The sequence below is a fragment of the Schaalia cardiffensis F0333 genome, assembly GCF_005886435.1.
In the GTDB taxonomy this organism is placed as follows: Bacteria; Actinomycetota; Actinomycetes; order Actinomycetales; family Actinomycetaceae; genus Pauljensenia; species Pauljensenia cardiffensis.
This window is the reverse complement of the sequence record NZ_CP040505.1, coordinates 483121-507508: the sequence shown is the minus strand read 5'-3', so window position 1 is coordinate 507508 and position 24388 is coordinate 483121. Positions and strand designations below refer to the sequence as shown.

The following is a 24388-nucleotide window of genomic DNA, read 5'->3' as shown; positions in this document are numbered from 1 at the left end:
GAGCTCGCGCTCAGTAGAAGCAGGGGCTCGTAGGACCAGTGCTGAGGCGGAACGTATTGAGAACCTGCACGCCAGATGCACCCCTCAGAGAAAACCATGAGCCGAGTGTCGTTGCGAGACCAGGCTGCTAGCGCCGCAAGACCATTGCGCGCCAAGAACAGCGCTCCCTTTTCGACAGTCCGCGTTCAGCAAGAACTCCGCTCAGCAAGAGCAACGTTCCCTGCTCCACAGTCCGCGCTCAGCCAGCATCTCCAGGGCGAGGTCGCCGATCGGGTTCACCCCGGCGCCTGCTGCGAGGGCGTGCCCGACGAGGGCGTGCAAGCACTTCACGCGAGTCGGCATGCCCCCTGCGGAAACACCCGCGATCTCCTCGACCTCACCGAGCTCATCGCGCCGAGCAATATAGTCGCGGTGTGCCCGAAGGTAGGCGGCCGCAATATCCTCATCATTCGTGAGGAGCTCATTGAAGCTCTCCATGATGTGCTCGGCCTCCAGAACCGAGCACCCCTTCACGATCGGAGGACACGTCAAGTAGAAGGTCGTCGGGAAAGGCGTTCCGTCCTCAAGACGGGGGGCGGTCTTCACGACGAGGGGCCGACCGCACACGCAGCGTGCGGCAATGCCAACAACTCCTCTGGGGACTCGGTCGAGCTGCTCACGAAGCACTTCAAGATCGGCAGGGGTCGCGATGCTCGGGTCTGTGGGGTTGGTCGTCACTGCGCGTCCTCCTCGGTGTTCTCGGCATTCGAGTCCGTTTCGGACGAGTCCGCTGCCCCGGATTGAGCGGCGGGATCCGAGTGCCCGTCCTCGTCTATCTTCGCATGGTCGGCCTCCTCCAGGAGGATGGCGACAACCTGGAGCCACGGGCGCGCAGGCCCTTCCACTGCGGCGGCCGCGACCTGCGCCAAGTCCTGGTATCCCTCACCCGGATCCACGACCGTGTACTGGGTCTCCCCCGGTTTCACGTATCCGAGTCTTTCGCGCGCCTGAGAGGCAATGAACTCAGGGTCGTTCCACAGTTCGAGCTTCTCCTGCATCTCAGCGTTGCGCTGTTGTGCGAGCTGTACCTGGATGGTGATGGCGCGCAGTTCCTCCTCCTGCTTCATCCACACGTACAGCTTCGGCACGAGGAGCACCATGACAACCCCGAGGAGGAGGATGAAGGAGAGCCACCGGACAGAAAACCTCTGACCGCCGAGTTCGAAAGACTCGCCCCTGGAGAGGAAGTGCTGACGACGCGGAGCCTTTTCCTTCTTCTGCGAGCGTCCCTTCCCGCTTTGTCGAACGGGACGGGGGCCGTTGACCGGCCTTTCCCTCGAGGAGGGAGCGTTTCGTCGTTCGCGCAGGGCGCGGGCGCGTTCGAGCCGTTCCTTCGGATCAGATTTCTCCGGCGTGATCGGGGTACTCGTGTCCCGTTTCATCTCACGAGAAGGCTGCGGGGTGACGCGTTTCCCCGTCGAAGATGCACTCGCGTTCTTCGAGGCGTCGCGTTCTTTCATCCGAGTCTCGTGTCCGTCCGCAGCCCGGCCGCGTCCTGCCGGTTTCTTCCCGCGAAAGGCCTGTAAAAGGCCGTGTTTCCCCGTCGACGACACACCCGTGGTCTTCGAGGCCTGCCCTGAATCTGTGGCAGGACGCCTGCGCCCGGCAGATCCGCTCGCAGATGAGTCCTTCTCCTGGGCGCCCGCGTGAGAACGCCCGGCACCGCTGGTACGGTTCGGTCGTCTGGGCGCATGGGGGCGCCCCTCACGCGGGGAAGAAGCCATGCGTCCAATGGTGCCTTAAGCGCGCTCCTGCGTCTCTTCGACTTACCGATGACCCCGATGAAACACGCGTGCCCCGGACCACACGGTCCGGGGCACGCGTCGATCAGAAGATCAGACAGGACTCAAGCTCACGCCCTCGCGTCTCAGAAAGAGGCGCGAGGGAAGGAGGAAGCGCCCGCGTACACGGCGGAATCGCCGAGCTCTTCCTCGATGCGCAGGAGCTGGTTGTACTTGGCGACGCGCTCGGAACGGGCCGGGGCGCCGGTCTTGATCTGGCCGGAGTTGGTCGCAACCGCGAGGTCGGCGATCGTGGTGTCCTCGGTCTCGCCGGAGCGGTGCGAGGTCATCGAACGGTAGCCGTTGCGGTGTGCTTCCTCGACAGCGTCGAGAGTCTCGGTCAGAGAGCCGATCTGGTTGACCTTGACGAGGAGCGCGTTCGCGGCACCAAGCTCGATGCCCTTGCGCAGGCGCGCCGGGTTGGTGACGAAGAGGTCGTCGCCGACGAGCTGGACGCGGTTGCCGATCTCAGCGGTGAGAGCCTTCCAGGCATCCCATTCGTCCTCGGAGAGCGGATCTTCGATGGAGACGAGCGGGTAGTCGGAGATGAGCTTCTCATAGTAGGAGACCATGTAGTCGGTCGAGCGGCCTTCGCCCTCGAACTGGTAGAGGCCGTCCTTGAAGAACTCGCTCGAAGCGACGTCGAGCGCCAGGCCGATATCGCGGCCAGGCTTGAAGCCAGCCTTCTCGATGGCCTCAATGATGAGGTCAAGAGCGGCGGCGTTGGAGTCGAGGTTGGGGGCGAAGCCGCCCTCGTCGCCAAGACCGGTGGACAGGCCACGGCCCTTGATGACGGACTTGAGGGTGTGGTAGACCTCAGCGCCCCAGCGGAGGGCCTCACGGAAGGTGGGGGCGCCGATGGGGGCGATCATGAACTCCTGAATGTCAACGTTGGTGTCCGCGTGGGAACCGCCGTTGAGGATGTTCATCATCGGGACGGGCAGAACGTGAGCGTTCGGGCCGCCGAGGTAGTGGTAGAGCGGGAGGCCCGCAGAGTCAGCTGCGGCGCGTGCAACGGCCAGCGACACGCCCAAGATGGCGTTCGCGCCGAGACGCCCCTTGTTGTCGGTGCCATCCAGGTCGAGCATCGCTTCGTCGATGTGACGCTGGTCGGAGGCGTCCTCGTCAATGAGTTCGGGGGCGATCACATCGGTCACGGCATCGACGGCGTCCTGAACGCCCTTGCCGAGGTAACGGCCCTTGTCACCATCACGGCGTTCGACGGCCTCGAAGGCGCCGGTGGAAGCGCCGGAGGGCACAGAAGCACGCGAAAGGGTGCCATCTTCGAGCATGACCTCAACCTCAACGGTGGGGTTACCGCGCGAGTCGAGGATCTCGCGAGCTCCAATTGCCTCAATCCTTGCCACGTCATTCTCCAATCGATCAATTTCGTGGACGATGTCCAGTGCTAACGGTAGTACGTCACACCCGCCTTGGCCTACTGCTTTTTCAAATCAGTATCGAGGCTTCGCCTCATTGACGACGAGGACGGGGCCCGGGCGCGACAATGGTCCCTAGGTCACACTTTCCGCGAGGAGGGAAGAATCACACGTCCCACGTGCGAGGCACGAAGTGTTTCCGGCAGATACAGCGCGCTGTCGGCGTATGCAGCTGCGAATGCAGAACTCAGTTCTGCGGTCGCGGGGCTCCTCCGCCGTTGAGGAGCTTGTGTGTTGACGTGGTGGCCTGGACAACATCACCGAAGAGCGGAGTGAGGGTCTGCCCTTCGGCATCCATGGAGGCGTAGCGAGGATTCACCTCAAGCTCCATCGTCTCCTTGAGCTGCGCGTACGCTTCTGTCATCGCTTCGCGCTGCGGCTCATTGAGCTGACCAAGCAGCTGTTGGACCAGCGTAGAGCGAATGATCTCGCGCATGACCGGGGTGAGTTCACCCTCTTCGGGCGCCTGAATCCTGCCCTGTTCCACCAGGGAAGCGAAGTAGAGATCGACGTCCTGGTCACTGACCGTAATACCGATCATCTGAGCGGCAGCGTCGATCGTTTCCACGTTCACAAGGGTCGGCACCAAGGAGGAGGAAGTGAGAGTACCTCCAGTCATGGCGTTGTATTGGGCGGAGGCCGCAGCAAGATCTGACTCCGAGTAGGAGACGCCGTTCAGGACGAAAGCACTTCCCGGGTGAGCGGAGCAGGCTCCGAGCCCAAGAGCGACGACGAATGATGCGGCGATAACGGCCGCTTTCTTCACAGTGAACACCTCAGTCCTTCCTCACGGCTGCCCGATAGGGACGCGCTCCAGTCTAAGCCCCGAGTCGCCTCACACACTTTTCCTCACTCCGCGCACGTTGCGTATTCGATTTCGGCTCGCGCCTTTTGCCCTCCTCAGGCTCTGTGTTCGCTGAGTCCTCGATGCTTTTCACGCATTTTCGCCACTTCGAAGAATGACGCCCCCCATCACAAGCAGAACTGCGAAGAGAAGACAAGGGCGCCTCCAAGAAAACACAGAAACAAAGGAGGACTCAAAAGTCACGGCTCAGGATGAGAAGGGCGTCAAAACCTTCGTCACCAGGGTCTCGACCCACTGAAGGAGCGCCTCATCAACGAGGGGAGTCCCCCCGATCCTCTGCGTCAAAGGAAGAGGCACGAGCACTTGACGAACCGCAGCTTTGATAACCGAACCCGGATGGAGGCGTTTGAGACGCAAAACCTGAGAGTCACGCAACTCCACGGGCCCGACACGCACGTACTTGCCCTGCGTGACAATCTCCTCAATCCCAGTCGAGCGCACAAGGCGGCGCAGACGCGAAATGAGGAAAAGGAGCTCAACCTCGCGAGGCAGAGGACCATAACGGTCGATGAGTTCCTCGCGAACATCCGCCTCCTGCTCGGGCGAGGTGATCGCCGCGATCTTCGCGTAGACCTCAAGACGCAGGCGCTCTCCGGGCACATACTCCTCAGGAATGTGGGCGTCGACGGCGATGTCGAGGCGAAGATCGCTCTTCTCCTCTCGGGCCTGCCCCCGGTAGGCGGCGACCGCGTCGGCAACCATGCGGACATACAAGTCGAAGCCAACTCCTTCGACGTGACCGGACTGGGCTCCCCCCAGCAGGTTCCCCGCTCCTCGGATCTCAAGGTCTTTTTGTGCGACCGCCAGGCCCGCCCCCAGGTCAGTGTTCGCAGCGATCGTTTTGAGGCGCTCATGCGCGGTCTCTGTGAGGGTCTTATCCGCCGGGTAGAAGAAGTAGGCGTAAGCGCGTTCGCGCCCGCGCCCGACTCGTCCTCGTAACTGGTGCAACTGGGACAGGCCGAACACGTCGGCGCGGTCCACGATCAAAGTATTCGCGTTCGAAATGTCGAGGCCCGTTTCAACGATGGTCGTGCACACGAGCACGTCGAACTCGTGGTTCCAAAAGTCGACGATCACCTCTTCAAGCTGATGCTCGGAGAGCTTGCCGTGTGCGACGCGCACTCTCGCCTCGGGCACGAGCTCTTGAATATGGGCGGCGACCGAGGCGATCGAGTCGACGCGATTGTGGACGAAAAAGACCTGACCATCGCGTAAGAGCTCCCTGCGGATCGCCGCACTCACCTGGGCGTCCGTGTAGGCGCCAACGAAAGTGAGGACCGGTTGGCGCTCTTCCGGGGGAGTTTGGAGGATCGACATTTCACGGATCCCGGAGACCGCCATTTCTAAAGTCCTCGGGATCGGGGTTGCCGACATGGACAGCACATCAACATCCGTGCGGATCGCTTTGAGGGTTTCCTTGTGTTCGACGCCGAAGCGCTGCTCCTCATCAATGATGACGAGGCCGAGAGCTTTAAACGAGATTGCGCCGGTGAGCAGCGAATGTGTGCCGATCACGAGGTCGATTTTGCCTGAGGCGAGCCCTGCTTTGACTTCCTCGGCCTCTTTCGGTGTTGAGAAGCGTGAGAGCGCCGCAATGGTCACGGGGAAGCCCGCATAGCGTTCGGTGAAGGTCTCGATGTGCTGCTGGACGAGCAGGGTTGTCGGCACGAGGACCGCCGCCTGTTTGCCGTCCTGGATCGCTTTGAAGGCTGCGCGCACGGCGATTTCGGTCTTGCCGTAGCCGACATCGCCGGTGAGGAGACGATCCATCGGGATCGGCTTTTCCATATCGGCCTTCACCTCGTCGATCGTGACGAGCTGATCGGGGGTTTCCACATAGGGGAAGGCGTCTTCGAGTTCACGCTGCCAGGGGGTGTCGGGCGCGAAGGCGTGGCCCTTCGTCGCTTGGCGCGCGGCGTAGAGGCGGATGAGTTCCTTCGCGATCTCGTTGACGGCCTTCTTCGCTTTTGCTTTGGTCTTCGCCCAGTCGGCGCCGCCCATTTTCGTCAGGCTCGGCTGGTCGGAGCCGGTGTATTTCGAGATCTGATCGAGGCAGTCGCTGGGCACGTAGAGACGGTCGCCGGGCTGGCCCCGCTTCGAGGGAGCGTATTCGAGGACGAGGTAGTCGCGCCTCACCGCAGCTTCACCGCGTCCGGTCGTGCGCGATACGAGTTCAATGAAACGCCCGATACCGTGCTGATCGTGAACAATGTAGTCGCCCGGTGTGAGCGAGAGGGGGTCGACGCCCTTCTTGCGGCGCGAAGGCATTCGACGCATGTCGCGAGTGGAGGCCCCGACTCGGCCCGTGAGGTCAGATTCGCTCAGGATCGCGAGTTTGAGTTCGGGGGCGACGAAACCGGATCCGGCTTGCGCGGTGGTGACAACGACCGTGCCGGGCTGGGGGGCATCGAGGATGTCATCGACGAGGGTCGCCGGCACTTCGGCTTCGGAGAGGATCGTGCGGATACGGCGCGCCGGTCCTGGGCCCTCGGTCGTGACGACGATGGTCCACCCATTTTTCGCAAGCCCGCCGAGGTCTGTGCAGGCGGCGGCGAAGTCCCCCCGGTAGGGGCGCACCTCACGCGCTCCCATGGCCATGAGTGAGGAGGAGACGACCAGTGCTCTCGTGTCCTTTTGGGCACCGGACTCGTCCTCTTCGCTTTCGCCCAGCGCTTCAGCGAGTTCAGCGGGCGGCAGTGCGCTGAGTTCCCACCAGGGGCGCGAATCGGATGCCCAGAGTTCTTCAAAGTTGAGGAAGGATGCCTGTGAGGCTTCGAGAGGGGTCTGGGCGCCTTCGGCGGCCACGGACCAGGCTGCGGCGAGGAACTCTTCGGTGGTGGCGAGAAGGTCCGCAGCCCGAGCGCGCACGCGCTCGGGGTCAGAGCAGATGATCGGTGAGCCTGCGGGGAGAAGATCGAGCAGGCGCTCCATCCCAGAGCTCAAAACTGGTGCGAGGGACTCAATCCCGGGAGCGGGGATGCCCTCGGAAGCGAGGGCGAGCATCTCAGCGGCACCGGGCAGTTCAGCGGCGAGTTCACGGGCGCGGGCGCGCACCGCCCTCGTTAAGAGCAGTTCCCGGCATGCTGTCGCCCACAGGCCATCATCGAGGGCGCCCAGGGTGCGTTGGTCTTGGACGGAGAAAGCGCGAATCTCATCGACCTCGTCATCCCAGAGTTCAACCCTGACGGGGTGGGCCTCTTGGGGTGGGAAAACATCAAGGATCCCGCCTCGGATCGAGAGTTGCCCACGGCCCTCGACCATGTCGACGCGCTGGTAGCCCAGTTCGCCGAGTCGACGGGCCAGGTCGGGCAAATCGACTCGGTCACCGACGTGGACACGTACGGGTTCACGTTCGGCGAGTCCGCGGATGACGGGCTGGAGGAAGGCTCGGATCGGGATGACGAGGATGCTCAGCGGCCCCGCATGCGGATCGCCTTCGACGGGGTGAGCGAGTCGGCGCAGGACCGCGATGCGTCGGGCCATGGTGTCGACCTGCGGTGAGAGTCGCTCGTGCGGGAGAGTTTCCCACGCGGGCAGCATCTCGACTGCGTCGCTCCAGGAACGCAGGGCCGCCGTCAGGCGTTCGGCCTCGCGCCCCGTCGCTGTGAGGACAACAAGGGGAAGATCACTACTTGCCTGTGCGAGGGCGGCGAGTGCGGGCGGGCGGACACCGAGGGGGGCGACCAGGGTGGCGTTCCTTTTTGACGCGAGAGAGCCCGTCGCACGGTCGAGGGCCTCGTCGGTTCCGATGAGTGGGGCAAGGCCAGTGAGTTTCACGCGCGAGTGCTCGCATTCTTCGAGTGGAGTTCCTGCTGGGTGTGCGCAAAGCCGCAGGTGACGATGGATTCAACGAGGTCGGCCGTCTCTTCGAAGGTGACCTCCCATTCGGGCCGTTCTTTCGAGGGGATCGTTGAAAGAACGAAGTCGACGACCTCCATGCGGCCCGGTGGCCTGCCGATGCCGATGCGCAGGCGGTGGTAGTTCTTCGTGCCGAGGGCCTGGGAGATGGATTTGAGCCCATTGTGTCCGCCCTCGCCGCCGCCGAATTTGAGTCGCAGCTCGTGAGGGGGGAGGTCGAGGTCGTCGTGGATGACGAGGAGGCGTTCGGCGGGCACGTCGAAGAACCTCATGAGCCGGCCGATCGGCCCTCCCGAAGTGTTCATGTACGAATCGGATTTCGCGAGGATGACCTTCGGGCCGGGCGCTCCCCCTGGCAGGATCCCGAGGCGCGCCTGGACGATATGGGTTCCCGTTCGGTGTCCGCTCCACGTTTCGCCGCATCGGCGTTGGAGGACGTCAACACTGAGGTGGCCGACGTTGTGGCGGGTCGAGGCGTATTCGGCGCCGGGGTTGCCGAGGCCGACGACGAGCCATGGAGAGGTGGGGGTCATGCTTCCGATTCTGCCACCCTGTGCGAGCCGATGCCCCATTGAGGGGCGCTTGCCACATCGAGGGGGCGCAGTCCCGCGTCCTTCGCCAAGACGTTGTAGAACTCTTGTGCCCATGCGGCGTAGGCCTGCGTGTTCGGGTGGAACATGTCGGCCGCGTGGTAGTGGAAGGCGTAGCTCGCCAGGCTCCACGATTGCGAGAGCGCCCTGATGTCTACGAGGCCCGCACCGTGGGCTCGGGCTTCTTCGGCGAGCAGCTCGGACATGTCCTGGGCTCGCGCGTCTTGGCTCATCGGCGCGAATGAGGGGATCGTGGAGACGAGGACCCGTCCTTTGAGGGCATCGAGGATCCGGGCGATGGCAAGGCTGTAGGCGCTGGGCGTGATCTGGGGGACCATGACGTCATTACCGCCGATCGTCAGGGTCACGAGGTCAGGTTCGCTTCCGGGATCGAGGAGCCCGAGGCCTCGCATGAGCGGGATCTGCCCCATTTCCACTGATTCGCTGGTGGCCCCCGATAGGGAGATGTTGATGAGGGCGACTTTTTGGCCCTTCGCCGTTTCTATGGCGGAGGCAAGACGCGCCGGGTAGCTTTCTTCCACGCTCGAAGCGCCGATCCCTTGGACGGAGGAATCCCCAAGGGCGACGTACACGAAAGGTCGCTGGGCATGTGCGTTCTCTTCGTCCTTCGCTCCCGCGTTCTCTTCGTCTCTGTCTTCCAGGGCGCCAGTAGTGCCCCCTTGCCCGTCGAGGTCGCTCAGCCATTTGAGGGTCGCGAGGGAATGGCTCTCCCAGGCTCGACGGTAGGCGCCGCGCTGACGGTCGAGTGCGAAGAGGCGCTTCGCGGCGACTCCCACGCCGAGGATGCTCGAACCGGCGAGTCCATATCCGATGGAACGCTTGACTCCCATGATGTCTCCTCTCTGTTGCCGGTGTCTGTCAGGGCCCGTGTTCTAGCGCCTCTCAGGGCCCGCACGCTTTTAGTTCACACCGTGAAAGGTTTTTCGCGCACAACAGACCGGCAGGCGGGACACTCTCGCGAAGGACGCTCCCCCTGTCTCGATCCTTCTTGCCGTGGTTTTGGGAATGCTCATAGGGTGGCGGTTTGGAATCCAGTCGACGAGCGCGCCTAGGATAGGGCACGCGCTTTGACCTCATTGTCTACCTCAGGTGATTGATGTTCCTCCCCCACCGCTCCCCCGGCCAAGACTGGCTCGGCGTCCTCATTGCAATCCCGGAGCCCTGGGTCACCCAACTCACCGAATTGCGCCTGAGCCTCGGTGATCTCCAGGGCTCTCGCGTGCCCGCGCACATCACGATCCTGCCGCCGACGCCCTTCCCCACCGGGGAGCGTCCAGAGGTGATCCGTCACCTGCGCGAAGTCGCAAAGCATCACAGCCCCTTCCGCGTCACCCTCAAAGGCTCTGATTCTTTCCGTCCTCTTTCCCAGGTCGCTTTCTTGTCCCTGAGTGAAGGCGCCGCCGAATGCGCGAACCTCGCCGACGAAGTCCGCACCGGGCCTCTCGACATCGAGCAGCGTTTCCCCTACCACCCGCATGTCACTCTCGCGCAGGACGTGGATGACCCCGCACTCGACCTTGCCCTCGACCTCGGCGCGAACTTCGAGGCCTCCTGGCTAGTGCCTGGCTTTCGCCTCGACCGCGTCGACGAGAACGGCATGTACTCGACGATGGCTCTCTTCGACTTCGAAGCTTCCTCCATCTAAAGCCCCGTCCACGCCCGGATTCGCCGCCAGCTCACAAGCTTGCCCAGGGCGCCAACAACACCCGACTTTAGGGCCGGAACGCGGCCTGGACGAGGCAGCGAGCGTCGAACCACCGAGCGTGCACCAGGCTCTTTGCCGCCCACCCCTTGAGGATTCTCCGCTCCCACAAGCAGTGCCGAGATCCCCTATGCTCCTCCCCGCGTATGCTCCGCCCCGCGCACAAGCCTCGCCCCGCACTCGTTCATCGAGGACGGGGCGAAGCTGTGAAGGATCTCAGAAGGAATAGCTCACCGTGACAGGAGCATGATCTGAAAAACGCGAATCGTATGAGGGCGCACGGCCGATGACGAAGTCTCTCGCCGCGGACGCCATCGCAGGAGTCGCGAAATGGTAGTCGATGCGCCAGCCCGTGTCATTGTCGAAAGCCTTGCCGCGCTGCGACCACCACGAGTAAGGGCCCTGCACCTCACCCGCAAGCTCGCGGACGACATCATGCCATCCCGCGTCGAGCCATTCCTCAAGGAAGGCGATCTCCTCGTCGAGGACCCCGGCCCGCTTATTGTGGTTCGGCGTCCAGTTCTTAATATCCGACTTGGAGCGGACGATATTGAAATCACCACACACGAGGGTCTTGCCGCCCTCACTCAAAAGCTCCCCCATGCGAGTCGCGATGCGCGGCATATGCGCCATTTTCGCGTCCTGCCTCACTGTCCCCTTCTCCCCCGAGTGGAAGTAGGCGGACACGAGGCGACAAGACTCACCACCGGCGCTCAAAGTCGCTTCGATCCAGCGGCCCGAGTCCGCTTCGCTCTCCTGATCGTCAAGGCCGTGGCGAACATCAACGATGGACAGAGCTCCCCGGCGCACGGCGATCGCCACTCCCGCTCGGCCCTTGATACGGCTGGGTTCGCTCAAAAGCTCCCACTGGGGCCCGAGGATTCCCTCCGTGATCTCCGGTTCGGCGCGCACCTCCTGAAGGAGGAGCACATCGGGCGCCTCGGTGGCCAGCCAATCGGCAAGGCCCTTACGGGCTGCGGCGCGCACGCCGTTCACATTGCAAGTCGAGATCTTCATGCGTCCTTCTCCACAGAGTCGGGAACAACCATCGTGCCGGTGCCCTCGTCAGTCATCACCTCAATGAGGACCGAATGCATCTGACGCCCGTCCACCACGTGAACCGCGTCGACACCGCCCTCGATCGCCTGAAGGCAGGCCTGAACCTTGGGGATCATGCCCGAAGAGATCGCATCCCCCAGGGCCCGCAATTGCGAAGGCGTCGTATGGTGCAGCAAAGAATCCGGATCCGGATAATTCGAGTACACGCCCTCAACATCGGTGAGCATGAGGAGCTTGGAGGCGCCCAGGGCGACCGCCAGGGCCGAGGCCGCAGCGTCCGCGTTGATGTTAAGGACCTGACGCGCATTGTCCTGATCGATCGCGATTGACGAGATCACGGGAATGCGCCCCGCGTCGAGGAGTTCGAGGACGGCACTCGGGTCGACGCTCGTGATCTCGCCGACAAGGCCGAAGTCGATCTCCTCTCCCTTCTCGTCAACGCCGGTCCTGCGTTTCGCATTGAACAGGGCCCCGTCCTCGCCGGAGATGCCGACCGCGAGACTGTCGCGCTGATTGAGGCGCGACACGAGGCGGCGCTGCACCTGACCTGTGAGAACCATGCGGACGATCTCCATCGCCTCAGGGGTCGTGACACGCACCCCCTCGCGGAAGGGTGTTTCAATGCCGAGCTTGTCGAGCATCGCGCTGACCTGGGGGCCGCCCCCGTGCACGACCACGGGGAACATTCCGACGTGCTGGAGGAACTGCACATCGGAGGCGAATGCCTCCTGCGCATCAGGATCGGTCATCGCGTGACCGCCGTACTTGATGACGACAATGTCGCCGCGGAACTCGCGCATCCACCCGAGTGCTTCACCCAGGACTCGGGCCCTCTGCTCACTGTTCAGATGCGGGGCTTGCGCCTCAGCCATGATTCTCCTTCACCACCTGTGCACGCCGTGAATGTGTTCGTCCCGTGCCACACGTGTTCTTGCCGTGTCAGTCGCCAAGGGTTGCGACCATGACCGCCTTAATCGTGTGCATGCGGTTCTCCGCCTGATCGAAGACGATGGACGCCGGGCCCTCGAAAACTTCGTTCGTCACTTCCAGTTCACCAAGACCGGTCGCCTGGAAGATCTCCTCGCCGATCGTCGTATTGCGGTCGTGGAAAGCGGGCAGGCAGTGCATGAACTTCGCATTCGGCGCGGCCTTCGCCATGAGTTCCGCGTTCACCTGGTAGGCGGAAAGCAGGGCAATGCGCTCATCCCAGACTTCCTTGGGTTCGCCCATGGACACCCAGATGTCGGTGTGGACGAAATCCACTCCGGCGACGCCCTCGTCAACGGACTCCGTGAGGGTGATGCGCGCGCCCGTCTCGGCGGCGATCTTCTTCGCGCTCGCGATGCACTCTTCGTCGGGCCACAGCTGCTTCGGAGCGACGATGCGGACATCCGCGCCGATCAGGGCACCGTTGACGAGCAGGGAGCGACCCGTGTTGAAGCGCGCGTCACCGACGTAGGCGTAGGACACCTCCGAGAGGGGTTTGCCCGCATGCTCGCGCATCGTCAGCGCATCGCAGAGCATCTGCGTGGGATGCCAGTCATCGGTCAGGCCGTTCCACACGGGCACACCGGAAAGCTCAGCGAGAGTATCGACCTTCGCCTGCTCATCACCGCGGTACTCGATGCCGTCGAAGAGGCGGCCGAGGACCCTCGCGGTGTCGGCGACGGACTCCTTGTGTCCGATCTGTGAGGCCGTCGGGTCCAGGAATGTCGTGTGCGCACCCTGGTCGGCGGCCGCAATCTCGAAGGAGCAGCGGGTCCTCGTCGAAGTCTTCTCAAAGACGAGGGCGATATTGCGTCCCTTGAGGCGAGGGACCTCTCGCCCTTCCTTCTTCTCCGCTTTCAACTCGGCCGCGAGGTCGATGAGGGACATCCACTCGGCGGGAGTGAAGTCGATCTCGCGCAGCAGGTGGCGTCCGTGGAGGGGGTGTGTCATGTGTTCGTGTCTCCTCAAAGTCGGGGTGCGGATACGGTATCGCGGATAATCGGGCAGGTCATGCAGTGGGCGCCGCCTCGGCCACGGCCGAGCTCATTGCCGGGAATGGTGAGAACTTCGAAGCCTTGGGAGGCGAAGTAGTCGTTCGACGCAGTGTTGCGCTCGTAGGCGATAACGACCCCCGGTTCGAGGGCGAGCAGGTTCGAACCGTCATTCCACTGTTCCCGCTCAGCAGTCAAAGAGTCAGCGGGAACTGTGAGGATGCGGATCTCATCGAGGCCGAGGGCGGAGGCGATGACGGACTCCATCTCCTCAGCCTCATGGACGGTGATGTCAAGGCCTCCGCGAGCGCCTGGGCGGATCGACTGGGTGCGGACGCGACCAAGGCCCGCATACGCGGTGAAGACTCCCTCGTCGAGCATTGTGAAGATCGTGTCGAGGTGCATTTGGGCGCGCTTCTTCGCGATCTGCAAGACGATGACCTCACGTGCGGCACCCCCGTTGAAGAGGCGCTGCGCGAGACGCTCAATGCCCTGAGCGGTGGTGCGTTCGGAGGCGCCGATGATGAGGGCCCCGTTGCCCGCGTTGATGATGTCGCCGCCCTCGATCGTGGCCGAACCGTCAAGAGTTCCGTGCTTCCAGAAGGGAATGTCTTTCCCAGCGAAGCGGGGGTGGAGGCGGTAGACGATCTCCTGGTTGATGGTCTCGCGCCGACGTGCGGGCTTGCGCATGGAGGAGACTGCAACACCGCCTGCGATCCAGGAGGAGGTGTCTCGGGTGAAGAGGTGGTTCGGCAGAGGTGCGAGAATGAAATCGTCAAGACCAAGGCCCGAGACCCACGCGGAGCGCGGCTCTGCGATCCTCTCAAGGAGTTCACGCTTCGTGAGTCCTTCAATGAGCATTCCCGCAAGTTCTGCGGGTGCGAGGGCCGCCGCGAATCCACGGAGGGCGTCGAGTGCGGCGGGCCCGACCGTGCGCTCAGTGAAGACGAGTTCGAGGGCCTCCTCGCGCCCATCTTCAACCTCGAGGGCCTCGGTGAGCAGGTCCGTGAAATAGAGGACCTCGATGCCGCGTTTGCGCATCAGCGAGGTCATCGCATCATGCTCGGCTTGGGCGCGTTCGAGCCAGATGAGGTCGTCGAAGAGGAGCTCACCCATGTTGGATGGGGTGAGTCTGTTCATCTCCCGGCCTGGACGGTGCACGAGGACCGAACGGAGCGGGCCGACCTCGGAGGTGACCTGTGGTTGCATGACTGTTTTCCCTTCTGAGCGCAAGGCGGGAAGGGACCGGTCGGCCCCTTCCCGCTGCCTTCACTTCGCGCCGCGTTCGGCGGCCTCCACGACATTGGTCACGAGCAGGGCCCGGGTCATCGGGCCCACTCCCCCGGGGTTCGGGGAGAGCCAGGAAGCACTCTCATCGACCCCATCGGCAACGTCACCGGCGAGACGGGACTTCCCGTCCTCGCCGACGATCCTCGATACGCCGACGTCGAGGACGACCGCTCCCGGCTTCACCATGTCCTTCGTGATGAGGCCCGCGCTGCCTGCGGCTGCGACGACGACATCGGCTTGTCGGACCTGGGCGGCCAGGTCCTTCGTTCCCGTGTGGCACACGGTGACGGTCGCGTTCACCTCGCGGCGGATCAGGAGCAGCCCGATGGAGCGGCCGACCGTGACCCCACGACCGACGACGCACACGTGCTTGCCTTTGAGGTCGATCCCGTGACGGGTCATGAGTTCGATAACGGCCCTTGGCGTGCAGGGAAGCGGTGAATCGATCGGCCCCGAACCGCGCAGAACCAGACGCCCGAGGTTCGTCGGGTGCAGGCCGTCGGCGTCCTTTTCCGGGTCGATCCGTTCAAGAACCGCGTTCTGGTCGATCCCCTTGGGTAAGGGGAGTTGGACGATGTAGCCCGTGCACGCCGGGTCGGCGTTCAAACGGTCCACGGCGGCCTCGATCTGTTCCTGGGTGGCGCTTGCGGGCAGGTCCACGCGGATCGACTCAATACCGACTTCCGCGCAGTCGCGGTGTTTGCCTGCCACATAGGTGACCGAGCCGGGGTCTTCGCCCACGAGGATTGTGCCGAGCCCGGGAACGACGCCGCGCTCGCGAAGCGCCGCAACCCTTTCAGCGAGTTCAGCTTTGATGGCGTCGGCCGTTGCTTTCCCGTCGAGGACCTGGGCGGGCCCGTTCCACGGCGCCCTCATTCGCCCAGCCCCGCGTAGAGCGGATGCGCGTCGGTCAGGGCCTTCACGCGTGCGCGCAGGCCATCGACGTCGACGGAAGCTCCGGACGCGCCCTGCACGAGAGTCGTGCCGATAATGTCGGCGACCTCGGCGAAGTCTTTCGCGTCGAAGCCGCGGGTCGCAAGAGCGGGGGTGCCGATGCGCAGACCGGAGGTGACTTTCGGGGGGCGAGGATCGAAGGGGACGGCATTGCGGTTGACGGTGATCCCGACCTCGTGGAGGAGGTCTTCGGCCTGCTGGCCGTCCAGCTTCGAGTTCACAAGATCCACGAGGACGAGGTGAACATCCGTGCCCCCGGTGACGAGGGTGATTCCCGCGCCCTTCGCGTCATCGGCCTTCAGGCGTTCGGCGAGGATCTGCGCGCCCTCAAGGGTGCGGCGTTGACGATCCTTGAACTCTTCGGTCTGCGCGACCTTCATGGCGATCGCTTTCGCGGCGATCGCGTGCATGAGGGGGCCGCCCTGCTGGCCGGGGAAGACAGCGGAGTTGATCTTCTTGCCCCATTGCTCGCCACGAGAGGACAGGATCATTCCCGAACGGGGGCCGCCGAGGGTCTTATGCACGGTCGTCGTGACGACATCGGCGTGGGGAATCGGAGTGGGGTGGAGCCCGGCTGCGACGAGGCCCGCAAAATGCGCCATATCGACCCACAGGACAGCGCCCACTTCGTCTGCGATCTCGCGGAAGGCCTGGAAGTCGAGGTGACGCGGATATGCGGACCAGCCCGCGATGATGACCTTCGGACGCTCACGCAAAGCGGCCTCGCGGACCTTCTCGGGTTCGATGCGCATCGTCTCAGGGGAGACCTCGTAGGCTGCGGCGTGATAGTTCTTGCCGGAGAAGTTGATCTTCATGCCGTGCGTGAGGTGTCCGCCGTGGGCGAGGGACAAGCCGAGGATCGTGTCCCCCACATTCGCCATCGCCATGAGGGCCGCTGCGTTCGCCTGGGCGCCCGCGTGAGGTTGGACATTGACGAAGTCAGCGCCTGTGAAGACCTGCTTCGCGCGCTCGATCGCGAGGGATTCTGCGACATCGACTGCTTCGCAGCCGCCGTAGTAGCGTCGGCCCGGGTAGCCCTCGGCGTATTTGTTCGTCAGCACGGATCCTTGGGCTTCGAGAACCGCGCGGGGAACGAAGTTCTCCGAGGCGATCATCTCGAGGGTCGTGCGCTGACGTTCGAGTTCAGCGTCGAGGACGGCCCGGATCTGCGGATCGAGCTCGGCCAGAGTCATGTCATTGAGGGAATCCATAGGGTTCTCCTTGTTGTGGAACGTCCGATTTCTCGCTCGGCATTCGGGCCCAGGCGGGCGGCCCCAGTACCTGTTCATCGCTCCCCGGTGGTTCCCCACCTGTTCGCCAGTCACGACCCCACCACTGTATCGCGGAGCGCTCCCTTCAAGCAGAGTGATCCAAGCGGCGGGGCCTTGGGCTCGGCCTGTTTCGCTTACGTTAGGAGTTGCGGGCTGCGGGGCTGTTCAGTCGGTCGAGGTTATTACCTCGTCTCATGTGCGCCAGAACTCGGTCCCGTTTGCACCTGGACGTGACGCCCTGCTTCTTCCGCTCAGCCGTCATTCCTTGCTTAGCCCCGCTTGTGCCTGGACGTGACGCTTGTGACGGGGGAAGGAACCTGGGCCTTAGCCAGGAGCTCCTCAGTTCAGCGGGCGAAGACGACCGTCCTCGCCCCGTCGAGGAGGACACGACGCTCGGCGTGCCAGCGCACCGCCTGCGCGAGGACGCGGCGCTCAACATCTTGACCGAGGGAGACCATGTCCGGGGTCGAGTCCGCGTGGGTGACGCGGGTGACATCCTGTTCGATGATCGGCCCCTCGTCGAGGTCGGGGGTGACGTAGTGGGCGGTCGCGCCAATGAGTTTGACGCCGCGGTCGTGGGCTTGGGCGTAGGGGCGGGCGCCCTTGAAGGAGGGAAGGAAGGAGTGGTGGATGTTGATGATCCGCCCGGCCATTTCCTCGCAGACCTTCTCAGAGAGGATCTGCATGTAGCGAGCGAGGACGATGAGTTCAACGTTCTCAGAACGGACGAGGTCGAGGAGTTCAGCTTCCGCCCGAGCCTTCGTGTCCTTCGTGACAGGAATGTTGAGGAAGGGAACTCCGTAGAACTGGGCGACGGGCGCAAGGTCGGGGTGGTTGCCGACGACTGCGACGACCTCAATGGGGAGCCCTTGGGAGCGCTGGCGGTAGAGCAGGTCAGTGAGGCAGTGGCCTTCGCGTGACACCATGATGATGGTCCTCAGGGGCCGCCCGAGGTCGTCAATGTTCCAGGTCGCCTCGAAACGCTTCGCGATGTCCGCCATTGCTTCTTCGACGGGTGCTCGCCCGACGGGCGAATCGATTTCGACGCGCATGAAGAACAGACCCGAATCCGGGTCGCCGAACTGTTGGGACTGAATGATATTGCCCTCGACCGAGCCGATAACGCCGGAGACCGCGTGAACGATGCCCGGCTGATCGGGGCATGAGAGTGTGAGGACGAGCTTCGAAGGCGCAGCAGTTTCAGTCATGGAGCAAGGTTAGCCAACTTGAGGGTGCGTCGAAGAATCGCCCAGGGTGAGGGATGGGCGGAGCTTCGAGGAAGTCCGAGGGCTGGTGAATCGCCTCGTCACCGGCTTGTTCTGTGCTTCTTCACCTCACCGGAACCTGTTTGCCGAGGGCGAGGGTACTCGGTGGGATTGGAAGAGCTTATGTCGCTCAAAGGCTGGGCGTGCGAGCTCGTGGGTCCTCTTCTTTAGGGCTGAGCCGCAGGGCTGGGGATAGCCTGCAAGAGCTCCCTGGCTGGGGCGTTACGTGGAAGCTCTGCGGGCGCTGTCAGAATGCTGCACCCCGTCGGCTGAGAGCTGGGTCGCTGGGCTGTCCAAGCGAGCTGGGCCGCCACCGCAAAGCCCTCCCGACTGGGCCGAGCCGACGCTGCGAAGAAGACGCACGTGATACGCGCGGTGGCCGCAGACCTTGTGGTCTGCGGCCACCTTCCGTTTAAGGACGCGACGCGAGTCAAGGACTCGCCTCACTCACTTGATGAAGCCGAGCGCCTTAACGGCGTCGTACTCCTCCTGGAGGGCCTTGATGTTGTGCTCGATGCCCGCGCGGGTCGCCGCGCAGATCTCCAGACCGTCAACAATCTGCCATTCGCCACCATCGGAGGTGACGGGGAAACCGAAGCACAGGCCCGCGGGAACGTCGTAGTGGGTGCCGTCGGACATGACGCCGGCGGTGACCCACTCGCCCTCGGGGGTGCCGTGGATCCACGAGTACATGTGATCGATTGCGGCATTCGCAGCGGAGGCAGCCGAGGAGGCCCCACGAGCCTCGATGATGGCGGCGCCGCGCTTGGCGACGACCGGACGGTAGGTTTCGGCGAGCCAAGCCTCATCGACGAGCTCGGTGGCAGGCTTACCTGCAACGGTCGCGAAGGAGACGTCCGGGTACTGGTCGGCGGAGTGGTTGCCCCACACGACGACGTCCTCGATGTCGGCGACAGCAGCACCAGTCTTGTGGGCGAGTTGCGCGACAGCGCGGTTGTGGTCGAGGCGCATCATCGCGGTGAAGCGGGAGGCCGGGACGTCCGGGGCTGCGTTCTGAGCGATGGTGGCGTTCGTGTTGGCCGGGTTGCCGACGACGAGGACGCGAACGTCATCTGCGGCGCCGTCGTTGATGGCCTTGCCCTGGGGGCCGAAGATACCGGCGTTCGCCTCGAGGAGGTCAGCGCGCTCCATTCCCTGGCGACGCGGCATTGCACCGACGAGGTAGGCGACGTTGGTGCCTTCGAAGGCCTTGGTGGCATCGTCGAAAATCTCGACGCCGGCAAGGGTCGGGAACGCACAGTCATCGAGCTCCATGGCTGTGCCCTCAGCGGCTTTCACGGCCTGGGGGATTTCGAGGAGGTGGAGCTTAACGGGGACATCGGGGCCGAAGAGCTGGCCTGAGGCGATGCGGAACAGCAGGGCGTAGCCGATGTTACCGGCGGCGCCGGTGACGGTGACGATACGAGGTTCTGCCATGATGCGGCACTCCTTAGTGTTGTCGAAAAGGACGCCGGATGTCGACGTCGACAGGGGCGAACGAGTTCGCGCTGATGGTCTAAGCGTATTGCTTCTGAACCGTGAGAGCACGGGAAAGCAGTCCCAGGTGTCCACACCTTGTGCACGTGATCTAGACCATGAATCGGGGGGCTGAACTCAGTGTCTTCGTCACACGAAGGGACTTCCGCCCCGCATCCACGTCCAGATGCGTAAAGAGAGGTGGGGAGGCGAGAACAGCCTGGCCAAGAAGAAAGCCTGAGTCAGGACGAGGGCCTACTTGAGGAACTCAGAGCAGCCAAGACGAATGCCTGTGTGAGGTGGTGGCGAAGCCGGTCTCAATGCCAGGTACGCAAACCAGAAACCGAAACGCAGGAAGAACGACAGGCTCTCAAATCACTGTCTTCCTCACTCAGGGAGAAACGGACCACCTACCTCGATGTTGGCATTCGTCACGTACACCACACCTTTGCGCCCATCATCGGGATTGGACGGATCGCCATACACAGCGACCATGAATCCGCAGCACTGGTACAAGGGCGGATCGTCCTCGATACGAACTCCCGAACACCCGGGGAACACAGCACTGCCATGCCGCGATGCAGCCCGTGCATGACGCACCTGCATCGCGGCATAGCAGGGTTCACGCCCGATTTGCGCGATAGAACTCGATGAGCCCGCGAGTCGAAGAATCCTGGGCAGCGAGAGCATCCGTATCACCGGTAATCGCCGGGAGGATCTGCTTAGCGAGAACCTTACCCAGTTCGACGCCCCACTGGTCGAAGGAGTCGATGCCCCAGACAGCACCCTGAACGAAAGTGATGTGCTCATACAGGGCGATCAGCTCACCGAGGACGCGCGGCGTCAAAGATGCAGCCATGATCGAGGTCGTCGGGCGGTTACCTGTGAAGACTCGCGCCGGAATGATCGCCTCAGGAGTGCCCTCAGCGCGCACCTCCTCCGAGGTCTTACCGAAGGCGAGGGCCTTCGTCTGCGCGAAGAAGTTCGACAAGAACAGCTCGTGCATATCCGCCTCGCCGTCCTTGAGCGGCCAGGCAGGGTTCGCGAAAGCAATGAAGTCCGCCGGGACCATGCGCGTGCCCTGGTGGATGAGCTGATAGAAGGCGTGCTGCCCATTCGTGCCGGGCTCACCCCAGAAGACCTCGCCAGTCTCATAGGTGACGGGAGTGCCATCGCGGCGCACCGACTTGCCATTCGACTCCATGGTGAGCTGCTGGAGGTAGGCCGGGAAACGATGCAGATACTGGGAGTAAGGGAGGACCGCGTGCGTATCCGCGCCGAGGAAGTTCGAGTACCAGACGTTGAGCAGGCCCATGAGGAGCGGGACGTTCTGCTCAGGGGCGGCATTCAAGAAATGCTCATCTATCGCGTTGAAGCCCGCGAGGAACTCCTCAAAGCCGTCCGGGCCGATCGCGATCGCGAGGGAAGTACCGACCGCTGAATCCACTGAGTAGCGGCCACCGACCCAACTCCAAAAGCCGAAGGCGTTATTCGGGTCGATACCGAATTCGGCGACTTTGTCGAGGGCAGTTGACACGGCGACGAAATGCCTCGCGATCGCTTCCTTCTCCCCCGCCTCATCCTGGGCGAGGCCCTTCTCACGCAAACTGGAGAGGAACCAGTCGCGCACGACCTTCGCGTTCGTGATCGTCTCCAGGGTCGTGAACGTCTTCGAAGCGACGATCACGAGGGTCGTCTCCGGGTCGAGATCTTTCGTCGTCTCGCCCGCATCAGTCGGGTCGATGTTCGAAATGAAACGGCATTCGAGCCCCTCGCGGACGAAAGGCTTGAGCGCCTCATAGGCCATGACGGGGCCGAGGTCGGAGCCGCCGATACCGACATTCACGATTGTCTTGACCGCTTTGCCGGTGATTCCCACCCACTCTCCTGAGCGCACGCGGTCGGCGAAGTCATAAACCTTCGCGAGGACCTCGTGGACATCTGCGATCGCGTCTTGGCCGTCAACGATGAGTTCGTCGGTATCGGGGCGGCGCAGCGCAGTGTGCAGGACCGCACGATCCTCAGTGGTGTTGATGTGTTCTCCGGCGAACATGCGGTCACGCAGTTCCCCGACGCCGCATTGCTGCGCGAGGGCGAGCAGGTCGGCGAGCACGCCCTCGTCAATGAGGTTCTTCGACAGGTCAACGCGCAGATCTGCAGCTGTTTTCGTCCACTTCGACGCGCGATCCGGGTCGGCCTCGAACCAGGCGCGAAGGTCGGGGTCGAAAGCGTCAGCGCGAGCGTCGAGGGCCTCCCAAGCGGCGGTCATCATCGGATCGAGCGTGGGGATGGTCATGGGTTCTCCTACTTCGTTGATAGGGCGAGCGGGGTCTTGAGTTGGGCCTTGAGTTGATGGGAATTGCGAATTCGATTCGAACCTTGAGGCGGTATCACTCCTCAGAATCAGCGATCGAGATCGTCAGGGCGGGCATCCCCGGGTCCTGCATCGATACGATCCGCTGGATGCGGGTGAGTTCGCACCACCACTGGTCGAAGGGACGACGGTTGACGATGTCAAGGTCGTCGAACATGTTCTTCACGAGGCGCGCTTCAATGTGGTTGCCGATCTGGCCGATGTACACGCCCTCGGCCTCACCCCGGGTGAACTGGTTCTGAAGGTGCTCCAAAGCGCGGTTCGTGAGCCTGGTCGCGAGAAGCCGGTCGAAGGGGCTGGGCGCTCCTCCCTGTTGCAGGTGCCCGAGGGCGGAGTGGCGGACATCGTAGTAGCCCTCGGATTCGGCCTCGTACACGGAGGCGAGGAACTCTCGGTCGTAGAACTTCGAGACGGCTTCGTTGACGAGGATGAGGAAGAGCCTGCGCCCATCCTTGAAAGAGTCGACCATGCGACGCGAATCTTCGGCGATCTTCTGCAGGTTCGCCGCGTCCTCATTCAGGTAGATGTACTCAGCGCCCGAGGACAAAGAACTCATGAGCGTGAGATAGCCGCAGCGTCGTCCCATGATCTCCGCGATGAAGCAGCGTTTGGTCGCGGCAGCGGATTCCTTGATGCGGTCGAGCGCCCAGGTCGCGTTGTTGAGCGCAGTGTCAGCGCCGATTGACAGTTCTGAGCCCGGCAAATTGTTGTCGATAGACGCGGGGATGAGGACCACGGGGATCTGGAAGGCCGGGTAACGGTCGCGCTCATTCATCATCGCGTGCACCGCGAGGTAGGCGTTGAGGCCGCCAATGACGATCAGGGCGTCGAGTTCATTGCGTTCAATTGCTCGCCCCAGGGAGTAATACTGCTCGATCTCGGGGACTTCCCGACGGGTGCCGAGTTCAGCGCCCCCTTGGAAGGCCCAGCCCTCAACGTCGCCCCAGGTCAGTTCCCTCACGTCATTGTCTGCCAGGCCCCTCCAGGAACCTCGAATCCCGAGCATCGTCCAACCGCGGGCAATGCCGAGGCGTACAGCCGCGCGAGCCGCCGTGTTCATGCCCGGAGCGAGGCCCCCGGCGTGGAGGATACCAATACGGCGGGAGACGCCCGTCGCTTCGGGAGTGAGCTGAGGGGGCGTTGAGAGGATGTCGTTGACGCCCACCATGGCCGTGAAGGACACGCCGCGCGCCCTTTGTGCGCCCTCGAAGTCTCCGGCCTTGATGAAGTCTTTGACTGCTCTGGTCTCTTGCACGGCCTTCATCAGGGGAATGCGGGTGATGCGATTGTGGCGGACGCCCAGGATACAGGGCACGGCTTCGGGGGTTGTCGTGAGGATCTCTTGCACGGCGGCATAGCCCAGCAGGGTGGACATCCAACGGTCGTAGGCCGAGGGCGAGCCGCCGCGCTGCACATGGCCGAGGATCGTGACACGCGCATCCTCACCGGTCTTCTCAGTGATGGCGTCGGCGATGTGCTGAGTCGTGAGAAGGTTGCCGTCGCGGTCGGTAGCACCCTCAGCGACGAGGACGATCGACTCGCGGCGCCCCGCCTCGCGTCCGAGGCGCAGATGTTCGGCGAGGTCGTCCTCCCAGCCGGGTCCCGCGGGATTCTCGGGGGTGAAGACGTAGTCGGCTCCGCCCGCCACGGCCGCCATGAGCGGCAGGTATCCGCAGTGGCGCCCCATCACTTCAACGACGAATGTGCGCTGGTGGGATGCGGCGGTACTCGTCAATTGGTCGAGGGCGTCGACGATGCGGTGAAGGGCGGTATCCGCGCCGATTGTCATATCGGTACCGACCATGTCGTTGTCGATGGAGCCGACGAGGCCGACGACAATGAGCGCGGGGTGTGCTGCTGCCTCTTCTTCGCTGATGACGCCCTCGTCGACGAGCTCACGCACGTGCTGGGGCCATTCCGTGCGGAACTCGTTGGTGCCGGAGAGGGAGCCGTCGCCGCCGATGACGACGAGGCGATCAATGCCGTGCTCGAGGAGGTGGCGAGCGGCGGCGTGGCGCCCTTCGTACTCGCGGAACTCGGGGCAGCGGGCCGTACCGATGACGGTACCCCCTGCCGAAAGAATGTTCGACACATCAGACCAGCCCATCGGTTTGATGGAGTCGCCGCCGTGGACTGCGCCGGCCCACCCTTCGAGCACCGCATAGGGGCGGGCGCCGACCGCGAGGGCGGTGCGGATCACTGCGCGTACGGCGGCGTTCATGCCCTGAGCGTCTCCGCCGGAAGTGAGGACGCCAATGCGGAAGTCGTCGGATGCGTTGAGCTGCGAGGAGATATTCATGACGTGTCGCTCCATTCTCAATGGGTTGGGCCGAAGGCCGTCCTGGTCCAGTCTATGACGAGTCCCACTCATTGGAAGAGCCTTCTTTTTCAGACCCGAGGACATGCTCTCAACGAAAGTCCTCCC

At 63.4% G+C, this 24388-nt stretch carries 18 protein-coding genes and 1 riboswitch; of the genes, 1 reads left to right on the top strand and 17 read right to left on the bottom strand.

Annotated elements, in window-relative coordinates; all coding sequences use genetic code 11:
- Positions 1 to 201: 201 nt before the first annotated feature.
- The 7 genes from FFA61_RS02050 to FFA61_RS02020 form a co-directional block, all read right to left on the bottom strand.
- Positions 202 to 717 carry a DUF501 domain-containing protein gene (locus FFA61_RS02050; RefSeq protein WP_005962114.1) on the bottom strand — a complete coding sequence of 172 codons (516 nt, stop codon included), beginning with the start codon at positions 715 to 717 and terminating at the stop codon, positions 202 to 204.
- A complete protein-coding gene (locus FFA61_RS02045) occupies positions 714 to 1763 on the bottom strand; it encodes an FtsB family cell division protein (RefSeq protein WP_083879441.1) in 1050 nt (349 codons plus the stop codon). The genes FFA61_RS02050 and FFA61_RS02045 overlap by 4 nt, the downstream gene beginning before the upstream one ends.
- Positions 1764 to 1906: 143 nt before the next feature.
- A complete protein-coding gene (gene eno, locus FFA61_RS02040) occupies positions 1907 to 3187 on the bottom strand; it encodes a phosphopyruvate hydratase (protein WP_040313517.1) in 1281 nt (426 codons plus the stop codon).
- Between the two features lie 259 nt (positions 3188 to 3446).
- Positions 3447 to 4034 carry a hypothetical protein gene (locus FFA61_RS02035; protein ID WP_005962117.1) on the bottom strand — a complete coding sequence of 196 codons (588 nt, stop codon included), beginning with the start codon at positions 4032 to 4034 and terminating at the stop codon, positions 3447 to 3449.
- 276 nt (positions 4035 to 4310) lie between these two features.
- Entirely contained in the window at positions 4311 to 7901 is a 3591-nt protein-coding gene (gene mfd, locus FFA61_RS02030; RefSeq protein WP_005962118.1) for a transcription-repair coupling factor, read from the bottom strand.
- On the bottom strand, positions 7898 to 8515 hold the full coding sequence (pth, locus tag FFA61_RS02025; RefSeq protein ID WP_005962119.1) for an aminoacyl-tRNA hydrolase: 618 nt from the start codon (positions 8513 to 8515) through the stop codon (positions 7898 to 7900). Before pth ends, mfd begins: the two co-directional genes overlap by 4 nt.
- A complete protein-coding gene (locus tag FFA61_RS02020) occupies positions 8512 to 9423 on the bottom strand; it encodes an SGNH/GDSL hydrolase family protein (protein WP_005962120.1) in 912 nt (303 codons plus the stop codon). The genes pth and FFA61_RS02020 overlap by 4 nt, the downstream gene beginning before the upstream one ends.
- 266 nt (positions 9424 to 9689) lie before the next feature.
- On the opposite strand from FFA61_RS02020, the gene FFA61_RS02015 reads away from it, so the two are divergent.
- Positions 9690 to 10238 (top strand): 2'-5' RNA ligase family protein, encoded by a 549-nt coding sequence (locus tag FFA61_RS02015; protein WP_005962121.1) that lies wholly within the window; start codon positions 9690 to 9692, stop codon positions 10236 to 10238.
- A 273-nt stretch (positions 10239 to 10511) separates the two neighbouring features.
- Here the strand turns inward: FFA61_RS02015 and FFA61_RS02010 are convergent, their stop codons facing one another.
- From FFA61_RS02010 to FFA61_RS01965, 10 genes are all read right to left on the bottom strand, one after another.
- On the bottom strand, positions 10512 to 11312 hold the full coding sequence (locus FFA61_RS02010) for an exodeoxyribonuclease III (RefSeq protein ID WP_005962122.1): 801 nt from the start codon (positions 11310 to 11312) through the stop codon (positions 10512 to 10514).
- A complete protein-coding gene (gene argB, locus FFA61_RS02005; RefSeq protein WP_005962123.1) occupies positions 11309 to 12226 on the bottom strand; it encodes an acetylglutamate kinase in 918 nt (305 codons plus the stop codon). Before argB ends, FFA61_RS02010 begins: the two co-directional genes overlap by 4 nt.
- A gap of 67 nt (positions 12227 to 12293) precedes the next feature.
- A complete protein-coding gene (argF, locus tag FFA61_RS02000; protein ID WP_005962124.1) occupies positions 12294 to 13292 on the bottom strand; it encodes an ornithine carbamoyltransferase in 999 nt (332 codons plus the stop codon).
- Between the two features lie 14 nt (positions 13293 to 13306).
- A complete protein-coding gene (locus tag FFA61_RS01995; protein ID WP_005962125.1) occupies positions 13307 to 14542 on the bottom strand; it encodes an arginine deiminase in 1236 nt (411 codons plus the stop codon).
- A gap of 60 nt (positions 14543 to 14602) precedes the next feature.
- Positions 14603 to 15499, bottom strand: coding sequence for a bifunctional methylenetetrahydrofolate dehydrogenase/methenyltetrahydrofolate cyclohydrolase (locus FFA61_RS01990; protein ID WP_005962126.1), 897 nt, complete (start codon positions 15497 to 15499; stop codon positions 14603 to 14605).
- On the bottom strand, positions 15496 to 16788 hold the full coding sequence (gene glyA / locus FFA61_RS01985) for a serine hydroxymethyltransferase (RefSeq protein ID WP_005962127.1): 1293 nt from the start codon (positions 16786 to 16788) through the stop codon (positions 15496 to 15498). Before glyA ends, FFA61_RS01990 begins: the two co-directional genes overlap by 4 nt.
- A gap of 40 nt (positions 16789 to 16828) precedes the next feature.
- Positions 16829 to 16912, bottom strand: a riboswitch (ZMP/ZTP riboswitch).
- Between the two features lie 280 nt (positions 16913 to 17192).
- Positions 17193 to 18056, bottom strand: a complete 864-nt coding sequence (purU, locus tag FFA61_RS01980; RefSeq protein WP_005962129.1) for a formyltetrahydrofolate deformylase — start codon at positions 18054 to 18056, stop codon at positions 17193 to 17195.
- Between the two features lie 504 nt (positions 18057 to 18560).
- Positions 18561 to 19550, bottom strand: coding sequence for a malate dehydrogenase (locus FFA61_RS01975; RefSeq protein WP_005962130.1), 990 nt, complete (start codon positions 19548 to 19550; stop codon positions 18561 to 18563).
- A 661-nt stretch (positions 19551 to 20211) separates the two neighbouring features.
- Complete coding sequence (pgi, locus tag FFA61_RS01970) at positions 20212 to 21885, bottom strand: glucose-6-phosphate isomerase (protein ID WP_005962132.1); 1674 nt, start codon at positions 21883 to 21885, stop codon at positions 20212 to 20214.
- Between the two features lie 94 nt (positions 21886 to 21979).
- Positions 21980 to 24262: a 6-phosphofructokinase gene (locus FFA61_RS01965; protein WP_040313518.1), complete on the bottom strand. Its 2283-nt coding sequence runs from the start codon at positions 24260 to 24262 to the stop codon at positions 21980 to 21982.
- Positions 24263 to 24388: the final 126 nt, after the last annotated feature.